This is a genomic window from Priestia sp. D51 (assembly GCF_053345675.1).
In genome coordinates this window covers 252509-270991 of the sequence record NZ_JBLTIR010000006.1, presented here as the reverse complement: position 1 = coordinate 270991, position 18483 = coordinate 252509, and the positions used below count along the sequence as shown (strand labels likewise).

The 18483-nt window shown below is 39.2% G+C and carries 19 protein-coding genes; 16 read left to right on the top strand and 3 right to left on the bottom strand.

Annotated features, from left to right (window positions below):
* Nucleotide 1 precedes the first annotated feature (1 nt).
* From ACNHOZ_RS22970 to ACNHOZ_RS22925, 10 genes are all read left to right on the top strand, one after another.
* Nucleotides 2-82 carry an IS3 family transposase gene (locus tag ACNHOZ_RS22970; RefSeq protein WP_447697073.1) on the top strand — a complete coding sequence of 27 codons (81 nt, stop codon included), beginning with the start codon at nucleotides 2-4 and terminating at the stop codon, nucleotides 80-82.
* 317 nt (nucleotides 83-399) lie between these two features.
* On the top strand, nucleotides 400-1860 hold the full coding sequence (locus tag ACNHOZ_RS22965) for an MDR family MFS transporter (RefSeq protein WP_048018751.1): 1461 nt from the start codon (nucleotides 400-402) through the stop codon (nucleotides 1858-1860).
* A 462-nt stretch (nucleotides 1861-2322) separates the two neighbouring features.
* On the top strand, nucleotides 2323-3513 hold the full coding sequence (locus ACNHOZ_RS22960; protein ID WP_048018548.1) for a glycine C-acetyltransferase: 1191 nt from the start codon (nucleotides 2323-2325) through the stop codon (nucleotides 3511-3513).
* A gap of 37 nt (nucleotides 3514-3550) precedes the next feature.
* A complete protein-coding gene (locus ACNHOZ_RS22955) occupies nucleotides 3551-4510 on the top strand; it encodes an L-threonine 3-dehydrogenase (RefSeq protein ID WP_034266646.1) in 960 nt (319 codons plus the stop codon).
* Between the two features lie 211 nt (nucleotides 4511-4721).
* Nucleotides 4722-5186 (top strand): hut operon transcriptional regulator HutP, encoded by a 465-nt coding sequence (gene hutP, locus ACNHOZ_RS22950; protein WP_045291416.1) that lies wholly within the window; start codon nucleotides 4722-4724, stop codon nucleotides 5184-5186.
* Between the two features lie 358 nt (nucleotides 5187-5544).
* Complete coding sequence (locus ACNHOZ_RS22945; RefSeq protein WP_168760507.1) at nucleotides 5545-6765, top strand: MFS transporter; 1221 nt, start codon at nucleotides 5545-5547, stop codon at nucleotides 6763-6765.
* 267 nt (nucleotides 6766-7032) lie between these two features.
* Nucleotides 7033-7698 carry a type 1 glutamine amidotransferase domain-containing protein gene (locus ACNHOZ_RS22940; RefSeq protein ID WP_048018549.1) on the top strand — a complete coding sequence of 222 codons (666 nt, stop codon included), beginning with the start codon at nucleotides 7033-7035 and terminating at the stop codon, nucleotides 7696-7698.
* A gap of 196 nt (nucleotides 7699-7894) precedes the next feature.
* Entirely contained in the window at nucleotides 7895-8185 is a 291-nt protein-coding gene (locus ACNHOZ_RS22935) for a putative quinol monooxygenase (RefSeq protein WP_048018550.1), read from the top strand.
* A 491-nt stretch (nucleotides 8186-8676) separates the two neighbouring features.
* Entirely contained in the window at nucleotides 8677-10116 is a 1440-nt protein-coding gene (locus ACNHOZ_RS22930; protein ID WP_048018551.1) for an aldehyde dehydrogenase family protein, read from the top strand.
* A gap of 152 nt (nucleotides 10117-10268) precedes the next feature.
* The gene (locus ACNHOZ_RS22925; RefSeq protein WP_048018552.1) at nucleotides 10269-11117 is read left to right on the top strand and encodes an MBL fold metallo-hydrolase; all 849 of its coding nucleotides are present in this window, start codon (nucleotides 10269-10271) and stop codon (nucleotides 11115-11117) included.
* Nucleotides 11118-11254: 137 nt separating this feature from the next.
* Here ACNHOZ_RS22925 and ACNHOZ_RS22920 read toward each other — a convergent pair whose 3' ends face one another.
* Complete coding sequence (locus tag ACNHOZ_RS22920) at nucleotides 11255-11491, bottom strand: hypothetical protein (RefSeq protein ID WP_048018553.1); 237 nt, start codon at nucleotides 11489-11491, stop codon at nucleotides 11255-11257.
* 166 nt (nucleotides 11492-11657) lie between these two features.
* On the opposite strand from ACNHOZ_RS22920, the gene ACNHOZ_RS22915 reads away from it, so the two are divergent.
* The 3 genes from ACNHOZ_RS22915 (at nucleotide 11658) to ACNHOZ_RS22905 (ending at nucleotide 13965) form a co-directional block, all read left to right on the top strand.
* Nucleotides 11658-12284 carry a LysE family transporter gene (locus ACNHOZ_RS22915; protein ID WP_080968564.1) on the top strand — a complete coding sequence of 209 codons (627 nt, stop codon included), beginning with the start codon at nucleotides 11658-11660 and terminating at the stop codon, nucleotides 12282-12284.
* A 127-nt stretch (nucleotides 12285-12411) separates the two neighbouring features.
* Nucleotides 12412-13755, top strand: coding sequence for an amino acid permease (locus ACNHOZ_RS22910; RefSeq protein WP_048018555.1), 1344 nt, complete (start codon nucleotides 12412-12414; stop codon nucleotides 13753-13755).
* A 69-nt stretch (nucleotides 13756-13824) separates the two neighbouring features.
* A complete protein-coding gene (locus ACNHOZ_RS22905) occupies nucleotides 13825-13965 on the top strand; it encodes a hypothetical protein (protein WP_168760514.1) in 141 nt (46 codons plus the stop codon).
* A gap of 44 nt (nucleotides 13966-14009) precedes the next feature.
* Here ACNHOZ_RS22905 and ACNHOZ_RS22900 read toward each other — a convergent pair whose 3' ends face one another.
* A complete protein-coding gene (locus ACNHOZ_RS22900) occupies nucleotides 14010-14162 on the bottom strand; it encodes a YpzG family protein (protein ID WP_013056278.1) in 153 nt (50 codons plus the stop codon).
* A gap of 227 nt (nucleotides 14163-14389) precedes the next feature.
* A complete protein-coding gene (locus ACNHOZ_RS22895) occupies nucleotides 14390-16063 on the bottom strand; it encodes a ribonuclease J (protein ID WP_048018556.1) in 1674 nt (557 codons plus the stop codon).
* Between the two features lie 217 nt (nucleotides 16064-16280).
* On the opposite strand from ACNHOZ_RS22895, the gene ACNHOZ_RS22890 reads away from it, so the two are divergent.
* The 3 genes from ACNHOZ_RS22890 to ACNHOZ_RS22880 all read left to right on the top strand — a co-directional run bounded on the left by ACNHOZ_RS22890 (nucleotide 16281) and on the right by ACNHOZ_RS22880 (nucleotide 18403).
* Nucleotides 16281-16421, top strand: a complete 141-nt coding sequence (locus tag ACNHOZ_RS22890) for a hypothetical protein (protein ID WP_013082478.1) — start codon at nucleotides 16281-16283, stop codon at nucleotides 16419-16421.
* 67 nt (nucleotides 16422-16488) lie between these two features.
* Nucleotides 16489-16635, top strand: coding sequence for a hypothetical protein (locus ACNHOZ_RS22885; protein ID WP_155017158.1), 147 nt, complete (start codon nucleotides 16489-16491; stop codon nucleotides 16633-16635).
* A 181-nt stretch (nucleotides 16636-16816) separates the two neighbouring features.
* Nucleotides 16817-18403 (top strand): DNA-binding protein, encoded by a 1587-nt coding sequence (locus ACNHOZ_RS22880; RefSeq protein WP_048018557.1) that lies wholly within the window; start codon nucleotides 16817-16819, stop codon nucleotides 18401-18403.
* The last annotated feature ends 80 nt before the right edge of the window (nucleotides 18404-18483 follow it).

Sequence of the window (18483 nt, the reverse complement as noted above, 5' to 3'; positions counted from 1 at the left end):
CATATACTTTTATAATAATGAGCGTTTACAAAAACGATTAAACGGCCTTAGCCCCTTAGAATACAGAGCTAAAGCCGTTTAGAAAGTTTTATTTATTTCCACTGTCTATTTGACAGGGGGCAGTTCAACACCTGTTACGGGATGCTTTTTTGTAATTGAAAAAAGAAATTAAACATCATGTACGCATGTTTTTATAAATGAGAGGAAAGTCATATTTTTGAAATTCTCTATCGCTTTGAAAAATTTTATAGTAAAATAATTATTTGGCTGCATATGGCAGTAACTATATGCGGAGCATCACATACATATAAAGGCTAAAAGGGTATAAGTATATTGAAACCGCTTTTATCTTCTGTAAAAAAAACGATGGTATGCCCGCAGTTGCAAGGAGAGAAAGAGATGAGGAAACGAATCATGACAGCGCTGCTGCTTGTCACTGTTTTAGCTGCAATGGAAGGAACCATTGTCAGTACGGCTGTTCCAAGAATTACAAGTGATTTGTCGGGTATTGAGCTAGTTAGCTGGGTATATGCCATTTATATGCTGACAACCGCTGTATCTACACCTATATACGGAAAGTTAGCGGATTTATTCGGCCGAAAAAAAGTTATGCTTATTGGAATTATTATTTTCTTAATCGGATCTATACTTTGCGGGCTTAGCTTTTCGATGCAACAATTAATTGTCTACAGAGCAATCCAAGGGCTAGGCGCCGGGGTCGTTATGCCGCTTACAATGATTATTATTGGCGACTTGTATGAAGAAGCAAAAGAAAGAGCCAAAGCCCAAGGTTGGATTAGCGCAGTTTGGGGAGTTGCTGGAGTTCTCGGTCCTCTTCTTGGGGGATTTTTAGTCGATACGCTGTCTTGGCGCTATATTTTCTTTTTAAATATACCGTTTGGACTAATGGCTTTTATTGTTCTTCTAGTAAACTATAAAGAAGAAGTGGTAAAAGAAAAACGCTATATCGATTACATTGGAGCGGTGACGTTTTCAGTTGGAACCATTGCATTTTTATACGCGCTTTTAACCGGAAGTCAGCATCAAAACTGGGGAGATCCGATCATTATAGGATTATTTGTTCTAGCTGTTCTGACATTCATTGGCTTTATTTATATCGAAAAGAAATCGCCGGAACCTCTTATTCCGCTTGAGCTGTTTTCTATTCGAAGTGTATCTGTTATAAACTTATTAACACTTCTTGTCGGGTCAGTAGTTATTAGTATTACGGTTTACCTGCCAATTTGGAGCCAAGGAGTGATGGGAAAAAGTGCAACCGCTGCCGGTTTTGTGTTAATGCCCATGCCAGTATGCTGGACAATTGGTTCACTGCTTTCAGGGAATTTAGTAGGGCGTCTTAAAACGCACTCCATCCTTACGCTAGGAACGGCAATCGTAAGTACGGCATGTTTTATGCTGTTTTTAGTCTCCACGCACTCACCCGTATTTTTAATTTATGTAGCCGTTGGGGTTCTTGGGTTAGGAATGGGGATTATTACGCCTATCTTTATGTTAGTTATTCAATCAGCAGTCCCAGCCAGCAAAAGAGGAGTAGCGGTGGCTCTTAATACGTTTACAAATACATTTAGTCAAACACTAGGTTCCGCAGTGTTTGGTACAATCTTTAACTTAGTGACGCTTTCACAGGCAAAGAAATTAGGGCAAGAAAGTTTGAATGCTTCGTTTGAGACAGGCGGGGTACCGGCAGAAGAACTGTCAAAGCTGCATGAAATTCTTGCATCAGGTGTTCACATTATTTACAGTGGAACGTTTTTAGCTGCTTTACTAAGCTTTGCTGTCTCATGCTTATTAGTAAAAAACGGCCATAAAAAAATAAAAAACATATCTGTGCAAAAGTAACGGAAGAGACTGTTACAAAAGTAGTTTAATTGAAGGACGATCCGAACGAGTTTGATTAAGGACCAAACTCGTTCGGATTTTTTTATTGGTAGGTGAATGTAGGTGCTTTTAGCTGTTGAATTAGTTATGCATTAGTCTCTTTTTTAAAAGAATTATCAAAGAGAGAAAAGAAAAAAGATATTGTCTAATAACGTTCGGGAAAAATCGTTAACAGAAGGACGGATTTTTATTATTGCCGAAAATTTCTTATTTTTTGTTTTTTTAGTATGGACATTTACTTGGTTGTTGATTATTATAAATTCTATAAGTATTGAATTTTAAGCGCTTACAAAAGAAACATTTGTCTTTCTCAGGAATACACTTGATTTTTAATTCATATACTACAAGTGCTTAGATTAATCTTTTAATGGGGAAAAGAGAAGTTTATAAGACGTGTTGAACAACAATGAGGGGGTATGGAAGATGACAAGCAGACGTTTAAAAGAATTCTTGAATAATAATTTAGAAGATTTAAAAGATAAAGGGCTATACAACGTCATTAATCCAGTAGAGGGACCAAATGGACCTGTGATTCAAATTGATGGAAAACAATTAATTAATTTATCATCCAACAACTATTTGGGGCTTGCTACAGACGAAAGGCTTATTAACGCGTCCAATGAAGCCACTGAAAAATACGGAGTGGGAGCTGGAGCTGTCCGAACGATTAATGGAACTCTAGATATTCATATCAAGCTAGAGGAAAAGCTTGCCGAGTTTAAGCATACGGAAGCAGCTATAGCTTACCAATCTGGCTTTAACTGCAATATGGCAGCTATCTCCGCGGTTATGGATAAACATGACGCGATTTTATCAGATGAGCTGAATCACGCTTCAATTATTGACGGATGTCGGCTATCAAAAGCAAAAATTATTCCTTACAAGCATTCGGATATGGAAGATCTTCGTGCAAAAGCAGGCGAAGCACAAAAGTCCGGTGCCTATAATAAAATAATGGTAATTACCGACGGTGTATTCTCAATGGATGGAGACATTGCTAAGCTTCCGGAAATTGTAGAAATTGCAGAGGAATTTGATTTAATCACATACGTAGATGATGCTCACGGGTCGGGCGTATTAGGTAACGGTATGGGCACAGTCAAACATTTTGGCTTATCTGAAAAAGTAGACTTCCAGATTGGAACCTTGTCAAAAGCGATTGGAGCTGTAGGCGGATACGTAGCTGGAAAAAAAGACTTAATTGACTGGTTGAAAGTACGAAGCCGCCCTTTTTTATTCTCGACTGCTATTACACCAGGCACGGCTGCTGCATGTATTAAAGCGATTGAAATTCTAAGCACAAGTACAGAGCTGCAGGATCAAATGTGGGAAAACAGCCGTTATTTAAAGCAAGGGTTAAAAGAGCTGGGCTTTAATACCGGCGAAAGTGAAACACCTATTACTCCGTGCATTATAGGCGATGAAAATCAAACGCAGGTTTTTAGTGAGAGATTAATAGAAGAAGGGGTATACGCTAAATCAATTGTTTTCCCTACCGTTCCAAGGGGGACAGGACGCGTTCGCAATATGCCAACGGCTGCTCATACAAAAGAAATGTTAGATGAAGCACTTCGTATCTACAAAAAAGTAGGCAAGGAAATGAAATTAATCTAAACGTTGAATCTAAGCAGTACATGAGGAGGATATTGAGATGAAAAAAGTATTAATAACGGGGTCTCTAGGACAAATCGGTTCTGAATTAACAATGAAAATGAGAGAGATATATGGTTCAGAAAATATTATTGCCACTGATATTCGCAAGACGACGAGCGATGTTGTGACTTCAGGTCCATTCGAGATTTTAGACGTAACGGATCAGACTGCGTTATTTACGATTGCCGAAAAGCATAAAGTCGATACGGTTATTCACTTGGCTGCGCTGTTATCAGCGACAGCCGAGCAAAAGCCGCTTCTAGCTTGGAATCTAAATATGGGCGGATTAGTAAACGCGCTCGAAGTAGCTCGAGAGCTGAAGTGCCAATTTTTTACTCCAAGTTCAATTGGTGCATTTGGTCCAACGACTCCAAAAGACTGGACGCCGCAGGATACAATTCAACGTCCTACCACGATGTATGGTGTTAATAAAGTAGCGGGTGAATTACTTTGCGATTACTATCACCATAAATTCGGAGTAGATACACGAGGGCTACGTTTTCCAGGCTTAATTTCATACGTAACGCCTCCAGGTGGAGGGACAACGGACTACGCTGTTGAAATTTATTATGAAGCCGTTAAACATAAGCGCTATACGTCTTATATCGACAAAGGAACCTATATGGATATGATGTATATGCCTGACGCACTAAACGCTGTCATCCAACTAATGGAAGCAGACGGTTCTAAGCTAAAGCACCGAAATTCATTTAACGTTTCTGCCATGAGCTTTGATCCAGAACAAATGGCAGCGGAAATTCGAAAAACGATTCCGGAATTTGTGCTGAATTACCAAGTAGATCCTGTTCGACAAGCAATTGCTGAAAGCTGGCCTAACCATATAGATTCCAGCTGTGCGAAGGAAGAGTGGGGATTTAAAGCAGAATATAACCTAGAAAAAATGACGAGAGAGATGCTGGGAAAGTTAAAAGTTGAATCACAGCTTGTCTTAACGTAAGTAGAGAAAAATGATTTCTTCCTCGAAAATAAAGTAAGCGCTTACTAAAAGGCAGGTTGCTTGTTTATGCAAGTTCTACTTCGTAAAAGTGGTGGACAGTACACATAGATCTTCTGCCCCTTTAAGTGAGCGCTCGTTCGTTGAATAATCAGCACCCTTTTAGGTATTCGTCTGTTAAAATAATAAGGGGATAGAAGGGAGAGAATGACAGTTGAACAATAAATTTCAACAAGTTAATGATTTTTCAATGGGAAGATTAACATCTTTACTCGTTCTTTTACATAATACGGAACTAGCTGAAGGTATTGAAAAGGAAATCAATGAGAGAGGATATAGCTACACAGTAGGAAAAGTCGGAGCGATGGAACTGTCTAAAGTCGTGGCGGCAATTGAAACGAGCGCCAAGACAAACAAAATTATTAATGCCCAGTCGTACCGGGAAGTTCACGCTCTTTATCATGCTATACTTGAAGCCATTCAAGGAGTGAGTCGAGGAACGCTGCAGCTAGGTGATATTTTACGGACAGTAGGACTCACATTTTCAATTGTACGCGGAAAAATTGAGTTCTCAGGATCAAGCGAGGAATGGATTAGTGTTTGTGTGTATGGAACGATAGGTGCGCCTAAAAAAGGCTTTGAACATGATACATTAGGCTTTGGTTTTAACCATATCTAAAGAGTAATTGATGAAATAGTATGATAATAAAAAGCGAGTAGTAGATGTACATAGCTGCTTTAAAGAAGATATTTTTCTTATTGAAAGGTTCTGTGCGGCGTGTTAACATAGTGATTAATATAATAACTGCCTTTAAGACGGTCCAGAGAGGCCGAAAAGGACGGATAACTTGTTTACTGCTTCTATGCCTATCTGTGCCCTTTTGCCCTCTGCGACAAAAGGGCTTTTATGCGTTACTTACCTCTTTTAAACGAAGTCCAGAGAGGCTTCAAAAGAGAATGGACATATGTTATTTATCCATTCCTTCAAAAAAGAAAGAGCGTTTATACAGAAAGAATACAGTGGAGGGTGGAACAACATGAATTATCGTAACAAGACAGTTGTAGCATCAGTAGCAGGTTTGACGTTAGAAGGGATGGACATTATGTTTATCTCGTTTGCTATGTCAATGATTATCGCTGAATTTCACATTGATTTAGCAACGGGTGGACTTATTTCTTCTATTACGAATATAGGAATGCTGATAGGCGGAGTCATCTTCGGAATTTTAGCAGATAAATTTGGAAGAGTGCGGGTTTTTACCTACACGGTTCTTCTATTTGCAGTCGGAACGGCATTAACAGGTTTTGCAGCAAATGTTGAACAAGTGTATGCTTCACGATTTATTGCCGGAATTGGGGCTGGAGGAGAGTACGGAATCGGTATGGCTCTTGTTGCAGAAGCGTGGCCGAAACATAAGCAAGGAAGAGCTTCATCTTATGTTAGTATTGGCGCACAATTTGGAGTTATTCTTGCGGCGCTTTTAAGTTCTCTGATCCTGCCGATTTTCGGATGGAGAGCGCTGTTTTTTGTCGGAATTATCCCCGTCATTTTTGCTTTTATCGTACGAAAAAATTTAAACGAATCTCCTGAGTGGCTAAAAGCTCAAAAAGAGAAAACAGCCGTTGTTAAAAATAATGGCAAGCTACGTCAACTATTTGCTACGCCTAAGACGGCGATGACGACTATTTCTCTGGCAGTGATGGCTACCGTTCAAATTGCAGGCTATAACGGACTCATGATATGGCTTCCGTCTATGCTTCAGCAATCACAAGGACTCTCTGTTTCAAGTTCAGCTCTTTGGACAATCAGTACAGCCGTTGGAATGATTATAGGCATGCTAACATTTGGTCAATTTATGGATCGTTTTGGTTCGAAACGTACTTTTGGAATTTTTCTTCTCGCTTCAGCGTGTGCGGTATTTTTATACTCGTATGCCGAAGGAAGTGCAGGGCTGCTTATAGGAGGAGCTGTTGTCGGATTTTTCTCAAACGGAATGTTCGCAGGATACGGAGCCTTGATCAGCAGTCACTATTCGGTAGAAGTTCGCAGTACTGCAACGAACACTATTTTTAACTTCGGGAGAGCGCTCGGAGGGTTGTCACCCATTCTTGTCGGCTATCTTTTGCAAAGCTATGATATGACGGTAGCGATGACGTACTTGGCGGGGCTGTACTGTATTTCGTTTATTTTTATGATGAGTCTTAAAAAAACGGGAGAAAAAAAAGTAAAACAAATGAACGCTCAGTCTGCTCTTTAAAATAAAAAATAGATTCTATGCTTTTCTGGAAAAAACCGCGCTTACTCAAAAGGGCGGTTTTTTTGAGTGGATAAAAAAATAAGTTTAGGTGTTGTACGGTTGTTTTTTTCGCAAATGCTTCATTAACAAAGGCGTCTACATTATCTATAAAAATATTTATGGATAAGCAGATATTTTCTAATTTGTATTATAGTAATTCCTCTCTTACAATATGGTGTGTAAGGCGGAAACAGAAAATACTATCTTTATTTACAGGAGGACGTTACTATGTCTAAACATATATTAATGGTCGTAACAACGGCTGACAAAATGAAAGAAAATCATCCAACAGGCCTTTGGCTTTCAGAATTTGGTGAAGCGTACGTAGAGTTCGAAAAAGCTGGATTTACCATTACTGTAGCAAGTCCTCTAGGAGGAAAAGCGCCGGTGGATGCTCGCAGCCTTGAAGGAGAGACTTCTCAAGAAATCTTAAATACAGCTAAGCATCTAGAGAATACCCTAAAACTTGATACAATTACAGACAGTGCTAAATTTGATGCTGTCTTCTTACCAGGCGGTCATGGCACAATGTTTGATCTGCCAGATAATCAAACGCTTCATGCTTTAATTCGTGAACTATATGAAGGAGACAAAGTAGTAGCCGCTGTATGCCACGGACCGGCAGGCTTAGTAGGTGTTACATTATCAGATGAAAAGCCGTTGGTGGAAGGAAAAGATGTTGCTGCGTTTACAGATGATGAAGAACGTGAAACAACATTAGACCGCTTCATGCCGTTTCTTTTGGAAACACGTCTGCGTGAACTTGGTGCAAATGTAGTAACTGCTCCAAACTGGACAGATAATATACAAGCAGATGGCAACCTAATAACAGGTCAAAATCCTCAGTCAACAATCAGTGTAGCAAAAGCAGTCGTGAAACAATTATTAAACTAAGATGTAAAAAAGCCTGTAGGACTACAGGCTTTTTTATTAACAGCATCAACAAAGACCGCCGTAGATAATGTGTATGTTTTGCTGTTTTGGACTAGAGAGATCCATCATCATACAAAAAATATGATGGTCAGTGTAATAAATACAAAAAGAGGGAAGCTTTTTATGGAGAATATTTTTAAAGAAATGAGGAAAAACGATGTCAGAAATTATTATTAACGCCATTTTACAAGCAAAGCCAGGAAAAGAAGAAGAGCTTCGATCAGAGTTAGTAAAAGTTATTGAACCATCAAGAGAAGAAAAAGGATGTATTCAATACACTCTCCACCAGGATACAGACAAAGCAGGCACATTTGTTTTTTATGAGAAATGGAAAAGCAAAGAAGATGTTGAAGCTCACATTGAAACACCTCACTATCAACAATACAGACAGCAAACAGAACCGTTAATTGAAAGCAGAGCGGTACATCGTTTACAAGAAGTACGTTAATACAAAAGAAATACAAAAGAGGCTGGAGCAAAAGTGTTTTAGTTGAAGGAAGGTCCGAACGAGGAATCAAGATTCTTGATGGAGAATCTTGATTCCTCGTTCGGATTTTTTGTGGTTATGGTGAATATGAGTTTTATTTAGTGAGACCAAGCAGTAGAGTAAGCGAGGAGGCTCATCGACCTCCTTGCACGGAAATCCACAGCGGTATCGTAAATAATCCATACTAGCTCCTTTATCCGATTTGTTCACCTTTAGATGGGATTGATTTCGCTATGACTCCATCTCTGTTTGTTATAAAGAACTAAAAAGCTTCAGGGGAAAAATCATTTCAGCTGCGAAAAGCCGATTGGAAAAGGGATAAGGCAGTGAAAGAAACAAAAAATAATAGAAGCGGTGTTTGAGAAGCAGACAGGCGGGTAGATAAAAACTAGATGACATAGTTCAACAATTAACAAACTAAAAGTAACAAACTAAAAGGAGAGATCAAATCAATGCGTACAAATTTAAAACACTTTATTAACGGAGAATGGGTTGAATCAACAGGAAACGAAACGTCAGATGTGATCAATCCTGCTACTGAAAAATCAATTGGTAAAATTAGCTTAGGTACAAAAGAAGATTTAGATAAAGCCGTGGCAGCAGCTAAAGCAGCGCTTCCCACATTTTCAAGAACAACAAAAGAAGAGCGAATTAAAATGCTTCGCAATATTGCAAAAGGGTATGAAAAGCGTAAACAAGAGCTTATTGAAGTCATGACTGAAGAGCTTGGCGCTCCTTTAAAAATTTCAGAAGAAGTGCACTATGAAATGGGACTTAGCCACTTTAAAGAAGCAGCTAATGCGCTTGAAGATTATACATTTGAAAAAGATCATGGAAGCTACAAGGTCGTAAAAGAGTCTATTGGAGTAAGCGGACTTATTACACCATGGAACTTCCCAACAAATCAAACGTCTACTAAAATTGCAGGAGCTATCGCAGCAGGAAGTCCAATGGTATTAAAACCATCAGAACTTACACCGTATGCAGCGATGATATTAGCAGAAATCATTGATGAAGCTGGTGTACCAAAAGGTGCCTTCAACCTTGTAAACGGAACGGGAAGCACAATCGGTGACGGTATTAGTTCTCACCCGGACATTGATTTTGTATCATTTACGGGGTCAGGTGCTGTAGGCGAGAAAATTATGCAAAACGCGGCTAAAACAATCAAAAAAGTAGCTCTTGAACTAGGCGGGAAATCACCGCTAGTTGTATTAGAGGATGCGGATGTAGAAGAAGCGGCTAAAATAGCAGTTTCACACATTGCAATGAATACAGGACAAGTATGTACGGCAGCAACGCGCATTATCATTCCTGCCTCTATGAAAGAAAAATTTGAAGAAGCAGTGAAGAAGGTTCTACCATCATTCCCAGTTGGCGATCCGTTAAATAAAGACAACGTAACTGGACCGCTCGTAGCGGAAAAACAGTGGGATCGCGTACAGGATTATATTAAAAAAGGAATGGATGAAGGTGCAAAGCTTCTTACTGGCGGAACGGGCAAACCAGACGGCTTAGAAACAGGATACTTTGTTAAACCGACAGTCTTTACTGACGTTTCAAACGATATGGTTATTGCACAAGAAGAAATCTTTGGACCTGTAACTACTATTATCACGTATGATGATCTAGAGCAAGCTCTTGAAATCGCAAATGATACAGTCTATGGACTTGCAGGCTATGCGGTCGGAAAAGACCAAGAAACACTTGACTATGTTGCTAAAAATATTAGAGCTGGTCAAATCATCGTCAACGATGCTGAGCAAGACAGAGCTGCACCATTCGGTGGATTCAAACAATCTGGTATTGGACGCGAGTGGGGAGCATTTGGTATTGAAGAATATCTAGAGCCAAAAGCGATCATGGGCGTTAAAGTTCCGGCAAAAGTATAATTGATGTAAAAAAAGAAAGGAGTTTTTCTCCTTTCTTTTTTTATGGGTACATAAAAGAGAGCCAGTTAAAAAAAGAATAACGAAAGCAAAGGTGGATAGCATAAACGTGTATCACGCATATGAAGTGACACGTTAAAGGAGGGAATTATAAATTGAATAGAGAGATGCACGGAAGTTCATCAACGGAAAGTTTCATTCCCATGAGCTCTATAGCCAGTGGAAAAGGAGTCGAAGTGGCGCCGGATATCTACAGCTATACTACACAGATTGTTAACGTATGTTTTATAGGGAATCCAGCCAAGAACGATCGCTTTGTCCTTATTGATGCAGGCATGCCTAACTCGGCTTCTATGATTATTAATGAGGCAGAGGAAAGGTTTGGAAAAGAAAAAAAACCAAAAGCAATTATTCTTACACATGCACATTTTGATCATATTGGATCTATTATTGAATTAGTGGAGAAGTGGAAAATACCGGTATATGCACATCCGCTTGAACTTCCATATGTGACGGGTAAAAAAAATTATCCCACACCAGACGGCACAGTCGAAGGCGGGCTTGTAGCAAAGCTTTCTCCGCTATTTCCAACGGAAGCCATTGATTTAGGTTCTCATGTGCAAGCTTTACCAGCCGACGGCTCTGTACCTCATATGCCGGAATGGGAATGGATTCACACCCCTGGTCATTCTCCAGGACATATTTCTCTTTTTAGAAAGCAGGATCTTGCGCTTATCGCTGGGGATGCTTTTGTTACCACTAAGCAAGAATATTTACTGGATGTACTAGAGCAAGAATTGGAAATTAGCGGTCCTCCTCGTTATTTAACTACGGACTGGGCCTCTGCCAAAAGATCAGTTGAAGTGCTTCAGTCATTGCATCCGTCTGTGGCGGTGACCGGACATGGAAAACCGGTTTCCGGAGAATGGCTTTCAACTAATTTATTGAAGCTTGTTGAAAATTTTGATACAATTGCCCGTCCGGATTACGGAAAGTATGTATAAGAATAAAGGGATAACTCTAATCTTTACCCAGGTCTTAAAAGTTGCAGATGAAGATCAAAAGCTCTACGAACTCACTGAGTTCGTAGAGCTTTTTTAGTTTTTTTATAAAAGTAAGAAAAGAGCTATTTTTACTTTCATTAAAAATTTTGCTGAATAGCCTGATGGGCTTCGCGTAAATGTCTTAAATGCTCTTCTATTCGTCTTAATTCTTTATCGCCAGACGTTGCTTCTTTTTGTTCATTAATTTGCTGCTGAACGATGTTCAAATGCATTTGAGCATTTTGAAAATTAGCTCCATTCAAATCCATCTGTCCTTGATAAACAGCTTGTTCAGCTAATTGTAGTGCTTCTTTAATATGAGTGTATGAATTCATGCCTCTCATCCTTCTGTATAGTATTTACAGTTAACATGCGCTGGTTTTTCGCAGGTATACAAACGGATTTAGAAATAAAATAAAAATTACGTAGTACAAGCTAAGCAGGCTGCATACATTTATCATAGTTCAATTTATAAAACCTCAGAAGCAGGGAGGGATGCATGTGGGAGCTTTTTTCAGCTATATGTTATTAGGGCTATCGTTAGCCGCACCAATCGGTCCTATCAACGCCGCTCAGCTTGATAAAGGAATCAAAAATGGCTTTTTACATGCTTGGTTCTTAGGGATAGGAGCAACATCGGTTGACGCCCTTTATATGCTTGTAGTTTACTTTGGGTCCGTTCATTTTTTAAGCAGCGATTTTATGAAAACGTTTCTTTTTTCGTTTGGATGCTTTGTATTGATTTATACCGGTATTGAAGGGTTAATGAGCGCAGGGAAAATTACACAGCATCGGAATGCAAAAGGAGATTCGATCGTAAAGTGCTTTTTTTCAGGTTTTTTAATTTCATTAACAAATCCGCTTACTATTCTTTTTTGGCTCGGTATTTATGGCTCTGTTTTAGCCAAAACAGCTAATACATACGAAACAGAACAGCTTATTTTATACAGCTGTGCTATTTTTACAGGGATTTTATGCTGGGATATTGCTATGGCAGCTTTAGCAAGCACTTTTCGCAGGTATTTAGCAGCGACGTTTTTGACTGCAGTTTCCGTTATATCCGGCCTCTCTCTAATAGGATTTGGTATATATTTCGGCTGGCAAGCTGTGCAGCAATTCATTATTTAAAAGGGGAGAAAGCAGAACTGAATTTAAAGCGTTTTCTATCTGCTGAAAAATAGTAAAAAGCTGCCTCTTTTTGCGCATAAATTTTTCAAACTATCACACACTACATCGAGGTGTAAGGAGTGATAGTATGAAAAAGAAAATAGGCTGCGGAAGTCAAGTTGAAGGGAAATTAAAATGGTGGCAGCTGTCTTTAATCGGAGTAGGGTGCATCATCGGTACAGGCTATTTTTTAGGATCAAGTATTGCAATAAAAGCCACGGGTCCCTCTGTATTAATTGCTTTTTTACTAGCAGCAGTATGTACATTTATTGTATTTGACGCTCTTGCTAAAATGAGTGCTCAAGATCCTCAAAAAGGTTCGTTTCGCTCCTATGCTAAAAAGGCTTATGGAAGATGGGCAGGCTTTAGCAGCGGATGGGTATACTGGAGTTCAGAGATGCTGATCATGGGGAGTCAGCTCACGGCTTTATCTCTTTTTACACGTTTTTGGTTTGACGGTATTCCACTGTGGGTCTTTGCCTCTATTTATGCTGTTTTAGGCATTGCTGTTGTATTAATAGGAACAAAAGGCTTTGAACGAATGGAAAATGTATTTGCTGTCACAAAAGTGGCTGCTATTTTAATGTTTATTGTATTAGCTAGTCTCGCTTTATTTGGATTTCTTGACGAAGGTGCCAAACAAGGAGTGCCGCGAACGATAAGTGAAGTATTTCCTCATGGATTTTTAGGTTTATGGGGCGCTTTGCTTTATGCCTTTTATGCTTTCGGCGGCATCGAAGTCATGGGAATCATGACGGTTCGTTTAGAAAAAAAAGAAGACGCACCGAAAGCGGGAAGAAGTATGCTTATTCTTCTTGGAATTATTTATATTGTTTCACTGAGTTTAGCTATTTTAATTGTGCCATTTCATGATTTCCATGGAAATCAAAGTCCATTTATAAAGGCTTTAGAAACATATCATCTTCCATTTTTTCCTCATGTTTTTAATGGAGCAATGATTATTGCGGGTTTCTCAACGATGTCAGCGTCTTTTTTTTCCGTAACAACAATGATTGTCACTCTTTCAGAAGATGGAGATGCTCCTGCATTGTTTTCAAAACAAAAACAGAAAAAGCTGCAGTTTCCTTTACCGGCTTTGCTTTTAACAACGGCAGGATTAATTGTTTCTATTGTCCTTTCCTTGCTATTGCCCGGGAAAATTTATGAGTACATTACAACAGCAGCGGGACTGATGCTGATTTATAACTGGTTCTTTATTTTAATTTCGTTTCATCGCTTAATCAAACAAACCGTTTGGGATAAAGTAAAACAAGCTGTTGGCCTCTTATTAATCCTGCTAGCAGTAAGCGGTACGCTGTTAGAATCTGCAAGCAGACCAGGTTTCTTTGCAAGCTTATGCTTTTTAATTGTTATAAGCCTTGTTATTTTAAAACTGCGCCATAAGTGGAAAGAAGAAGAAGCCGCTAGTTAACATATATTTAATCTTTATGAGGGACACTATGCACGTTGTACAATTACAAAATAAAAGGTGGTTATGATCATGCCAAAAAACAAGCAGACTCCTTCTTCACAAGTAGATCAAAAACAAGTAGTAGATAACAAAGCAAAAGCGCTACGAGAAAATAATTATGAAGATGGTCATATTCGCAAGATAACTCAAAGCGGGGCAGACGGCCAATAACAAAAAAAGACGCGTTCGCGTCTTTTTTTTGTTGAAGTGTATCCTTACCAACGATGAGCTTTTGCATTACTTCGCAAGATGATGTTCGTTTGAGACATCTCTGTATGTCCATTTACTTGGGACTTTGAACGCTTCGGTCTCGTCCAGTTGTGGCGGAATAGTTCTGAATGCTGATCTACTTGATTTTTATCATTCATCATAATCACCTCAAGGATAGGATACTTTCACGAGATATTTACGGTGAAATATCTCTCTTATAGAATGGGGTAAAAAAGAAGAAATACACCTAACACTTTTAACCATACATATAAAGGGAGTGCCTATTCATAAACTATAAAGGGCAACTTCTAACTTTGGACTAAGCTTCGGATTTATAAAGTAAAACTGCCTTAGTGGGGACTAAGGCAGTTTTTTAGTTGAGTAATCAAACTTCAATAATGATGGGAAGAATCATAGGTCTTCGTTTCGTTTGGTTATATAAGAACTGTCCAAGGGTGGTCTTAATTTCTTTTTTCATGATGTTCCATTGGTGAACGTGCGCTTTTTGCAATTGATTTACAATTTTAGTCACTTGTCGATTAACGTCTTTTAATAGCTGCTCTGAGTCTCTTGTATAAACAAAGCCTCGCGAAATTGTATCTGGACCCGACACAATTTTTCCTTCCGTTTTATTTAAAGTAATCACAATAACCAGCATACCATCTTCTGAAAGCTGTTTGCGGTCACGTAAAACCGCATTTCCAACATCCCCAATGCCAAACCCATCTACATATACATTGCCTGCAGAGATTTTTCTTGTTTGAACAGCTGTTCCGCCCTTGATGTCGACAATATCACCGTTATTTATAATAAAAATGTTCGCTTTTTCCACCCCTACGGATTCTGCTAATAAGCTGTGGTGATGAAGCATTCGAAACTCACCGTGAATGGGGATAAAATACTTTGGCTTCATCAATGTAGCCATTAATTTTAGCTCTTCTTGATAGCCATGTCCTGATACGTGCATGCCTGTTGCGCTTCCTGAACCGTAAATCACATGAGCCCCGAGTGTGAAAAGACTGTCGACAATACGAGAGATATTACGTTCATTGCCAGGAATAGGCCCTGCTGATAAAATGACCGTGTCTTCAGGAACAATCTCTACTTGTCGATGATTTCCGCTGGCTAATCTAGATAAAGCGGCCATCGGCTCGCCTTGGCTTCCAGTACAGAGAATAGCGACTTGTTCAGGCGCAAGTGAATGTACTTCATAAGGTTCAATCAGCATCCCTTCAGGAATGGTTAAATACCCTTTCTCTAACGCAACTGATACAACGTTAACCATGCTTCTTCCTAGCAGCGCAAGTTTTCTGTTCGTTTTAATCGCTGCATCTACAATTTGCTGTACGCGGTTAACATTTGAGGCGAAAGTAGAAATAATCACTTTTCGCTTTGCTTTACGAAAGGCCTCTTCTACATGTTTGCCAACTAGCTTTTCTGAAGGCGTAAATCCAGGGCGCTCCGCATTTGTGCTTTCTGATATTAAAGCGAGTACACCTTCACTGCCGATTTTCGCCATTTTATGAAGATCTGGATATTGGTCGTTAACAGGAGTTAAATCAAACTTAAAATCCCCGGTATGCACAACAGCTCCTTCAGGCGTATGAAAGACAATTCCAAGACAATCTGGAATGCTGTGATTCGTTTTGAAAAAAGAAAGCGGAATATTGCCTAATGTAATTTCTGACTCTTCGTCGATTTCAATAAGCTCCGTCTCTGCAGATAATTGATGTTCCTGCAGTTTAATGTCGATTAATCCGAGTGTAAGGCTTGTTGCATAAATGGGGAGGCTTAACTGTTTTAAAAGATAAGGAATACCTCCAATATGATCTTCATGACCATGCGTCACAACCAGTGCTCGAACTTTTTCTTGATTCTCTTGCAAGTATGTAATATCAGGTATAATCAAATCAATTCCTAATAAACTTTCGTCAGGAAATTTAGAGCCGCAGTCAATTACAATGATGTCATCATCATATTGAACGGCATACATATTTTTTCCTATTTCATTAATGCCGCCTAAAGCAAAAATGGATAGTGTGTTTCTATTTGTACTCACACTTATTTCCTCCTATATTTTCAAAATGGATATAGAGAATTTCTACTCTTAGTATGAACATTTATTTCTGGTGCATTCTGTTAAATATGGAAATTTTATTTTTTATTGGATATGGGGATGCAAGTAAAAAGAAAAGAAGGTCATTTTCCTAATACTACCTCTTATTTTCTTTTTATAACTCCATAAAATATAGACGTTACACATGGAGGTGGATGGAATGAGTAAACAAAATAAAAGCAAAAACCAAGGAGTCAGCAGCAGTGCAGCAGCTGTCGATAATGTGAATAAAAGTATTTTATCAAACGATATTCATACAGATGAGCTTCAAAAAGCAAAAGTAAGTCGTCATAATAAGTAAAAGAATGACAGACAAAAGAGCAGCTTTGAGCTGCTCTGAATAAAATAGAGATAGGGAAGTGAAAAACGTGTCAGAACACAAAAATTCTCAGTATAAAGAAGAAAATAAGTCAACGCCTAGTCGTCCTCTTGAATATAAAGAACGGGCGAACGAATCAAAAAGTACACGTCAAATGCTGCGCAGTATTCTCGAATATTCAAGTCGTTATCGTTAACAAATTTTACATATAATTATGGGCATATTTAAAAGGGAATGTCTCGACAAATATAAGGTATAAAGAACCTTTTTTGAAAAAATATATATTATTTACAATAAATTTAAAAAAATCATAAATGAACCTGCTATAATCCTCTTGAAAAGACAAGCGTTGCAAAAATTTGAGGGGAGCATTTTATATGCGGAAAAAATATAATCGCGTAGGTTATGCCGTTTTGACAATGTGTACAGCTTTATCTATCTCACTGCCTTTTACTACTCATCCAGCATCAGCAGAAAGCGCTGCTGACCCTGCACCAGAAATTAAAGCTTCTGTTGTAAATAAAAACAATGGTAAAAAAATCTTGTTTGATAATACCCATGGTCAAACGGCGGGTACAGCAGATTGGGTTATTGACGGAGGTTTTTCTGATTTTGGGAAAGGGCTGGCTGGCAGCGGGTTTGATGTAAAAGAGCTGCGGAAATCTACGCCGATTACATACAGTGACCTTAGCGGCTATAGTGTGTTTGTTGTGCCAGAAGCAAATATTCCGTATAAATCTTCTGAACAAGCTGCCCTTTTACAATATGTTCAGAACGGGGGAAGCGTCTTCTTTATTGCTGATCATTACAATGCAGACCGAAACAAAAACCGCTGGGATTCTTCAGAAGTTTTTAACGGGTACCGTCGTGGAGCATGGACAAACCCAGCAAAAGGCATGACAACGGAAGAAGCAAACTCTGAGGCAATGCAAAACGTAACAAGTTCTGACTGGTTAGCAAGTAACTTTGGTGTTCGCTTTCGCTATAATGCCATTGGTGATGTGACAGCCAATGATATTGTATCTCCTTCTCAAGCGTTCGGTATTACGCTAGGTGTTTCCACCGTTGCTATGCATGCAGGTTCTACGGTTGCAATTACGGACCCAAACAAAGCAAAAGGAATTGTGTATCTTCCTAAGACAACGGCAAAATGGTCAAATGCTGTAGATCAAGGAGTGTATAACGGAGGGGGAAGAGCAGAAGGTCCTTTTGCTGCTGTTTCAAAAGTAGGGGCAGGTAAAGCTGCTTTTATAGGAGATTCTTCACCGGTTGAAGATGCTACACCAAAATATAAACGAGAAGATACAGGATCTTCTAAAACCACATATGACGGATTTAAGGAACAAGACGATTCTACACTGCTTGTAAATATGGTCAATTGGTTAGCGAAGCAAGAAAGCTATATTTCTTTGAATCAAGTATCAGGACTTCAATTGGATCAAGCTACAGCATTACTTTCGTCGGAAACGCCAAGTCAGTCCACTGAGCCTCAGCCAGAACCATGGTCAGCACCTACAGCAGGGTATAAATGGTATGATACGTCAACTTTTGCATCTGGTTCATATGGTTATAAAGGTGGAACTACGCAACCACCAACTGCTAGTGCTTACACATTTGAACATCAAGCCATTTTACCAACGAGCGGCGTATTCCAAATACGCGTAAAGGTAAGCGGGCTTTCAGCTAACACTGCGTACAGCACGTTTAATCTAGGTGTATATAATGGATCGGGAACTCAAATTGCTAAAGTCCAAAACGCAGATGGAAGCTGGCCGTCATCCTATGGATACAGCAGCAATTTTTCAATTACAACGGACGCAGCTGGAAATGGAGAAAAGGTTGTAAATGTCCAACTAAATCCGAGTGCAGCGGGGAGTGCTAATCTCCGTTTACGCCAAAGCAGTACGAACGCATATACAGAAGCTGTAACGGTAGGGAACGTAGCGGTTGAACCACTGCCTTAATAATAGTGAAAGCAAGCACTTGTGCTTGCTTTTTTGTTGTTGTATTTCCTATCTTTGAGGTTAAAGAAACGTCAGAGGAG

What these genes read in the sequence shown, in the direction of transcription:
- ACNHOZ_RS22965 (WP_048018751.1), top strand. Translation starts at nt 400, where the DNA reads ATGAGGAAACGAATCATGACAGCGCTGCTGCTTGTCACTGTTTTAGCT.
- ACNHOZ_RS22960 (WP_048018548.1), top strand. Translation starts at nt 2,323, where the DNA reads ATGACAAGCAGACGTTTAAAAGAATTCTTGAATAATAATTTAGAAGAT.
- ACNHOZ_RS22955 (WP_034266646.1), top strand. Translation starts at nt 3,551, where the DNA reads ATGAAAAAAGTATTAATAACGGGGTCTCTAGGACAAATCGGTTCTGAA.
- ACNHOZ_RS22945 (WP_168760507.1), top strand. Translation starts at nt 5,545, where the DNA reads ATGAATTATCGTAACAAGACAGTTGTAGCATCAGTAGCAGGTTTGACG.
- ACNHOZ_RS22940 (WP_048018549.1), top strand. Translation starts at nt 7,033, where the DNA reads ATGTCTAAACATATATTAATGGTCGTAACAACGGCTGACAAAATGAAA.
- ACNHOZ_RS22935 (WP_048018550.1), top strand. Translation starts at nt 7,895, where the DNA reads ATGTCAGAAATTATTATTAACGCCATTTTACAAGCAAAGCCAGGAAAA.
- ACNHOZ_RS22930 (WP_048018551.1), top strand. Translation starts at nt 8,677, where the DNA reads ATGCGTACAAATTTAAAACACTTTATTAACGGAGAATGGGTTGAATCA.
- ACNHOZ_RS22920 (WP_048018553.1), bottom strand. Translation starts at nt 11,491, where the DNA reads ATGAATTCATACACTCATATTAAAGAAGCACTACAATTAGCTGAACAA.
- ACNHOZ_RS22910 (WP_048018555.1), top strand. Translation starts at nt 12,412, where the DNA reads ATGAAAAAGAAAATAGGCTGCGGAAGTCAAGTTGAAGGGAAATTAAAA.
- ACNHOZ_RS22905 (WP_168760514.1), top strand. Translation starts at nt 13,825, where the DNA reads ATGCCAAAAAACAAGCAGACTCCTTCTTCACAAGTAGATCAAAAACAA.
- ACNHOZ_RS22900 (WP_013056278.1), bottom strand. Translation starts at nt 14,162, where the DNA reads ATGAATGATAAAAATCAAGTAGATCAGCATTCAGAACTATTCCGCCAC.
- ACNHOZ_RS22890 (WP_013082478.1), top strand. Translation starts at nt 16,281, where the DNA reads ATGAGTAAACAAAATAAAAGCAAAAACCAAGGAGTCAGCAGCAGTGCA.
- ACNHOZ_RS22880 (WP_048018557.1), top strand. Translation starts at nt 16,817, where the DNA reads ATGCGGAAAAAATATAATCGCGTAGGTTATGCCGTTTTGACAATGTGT.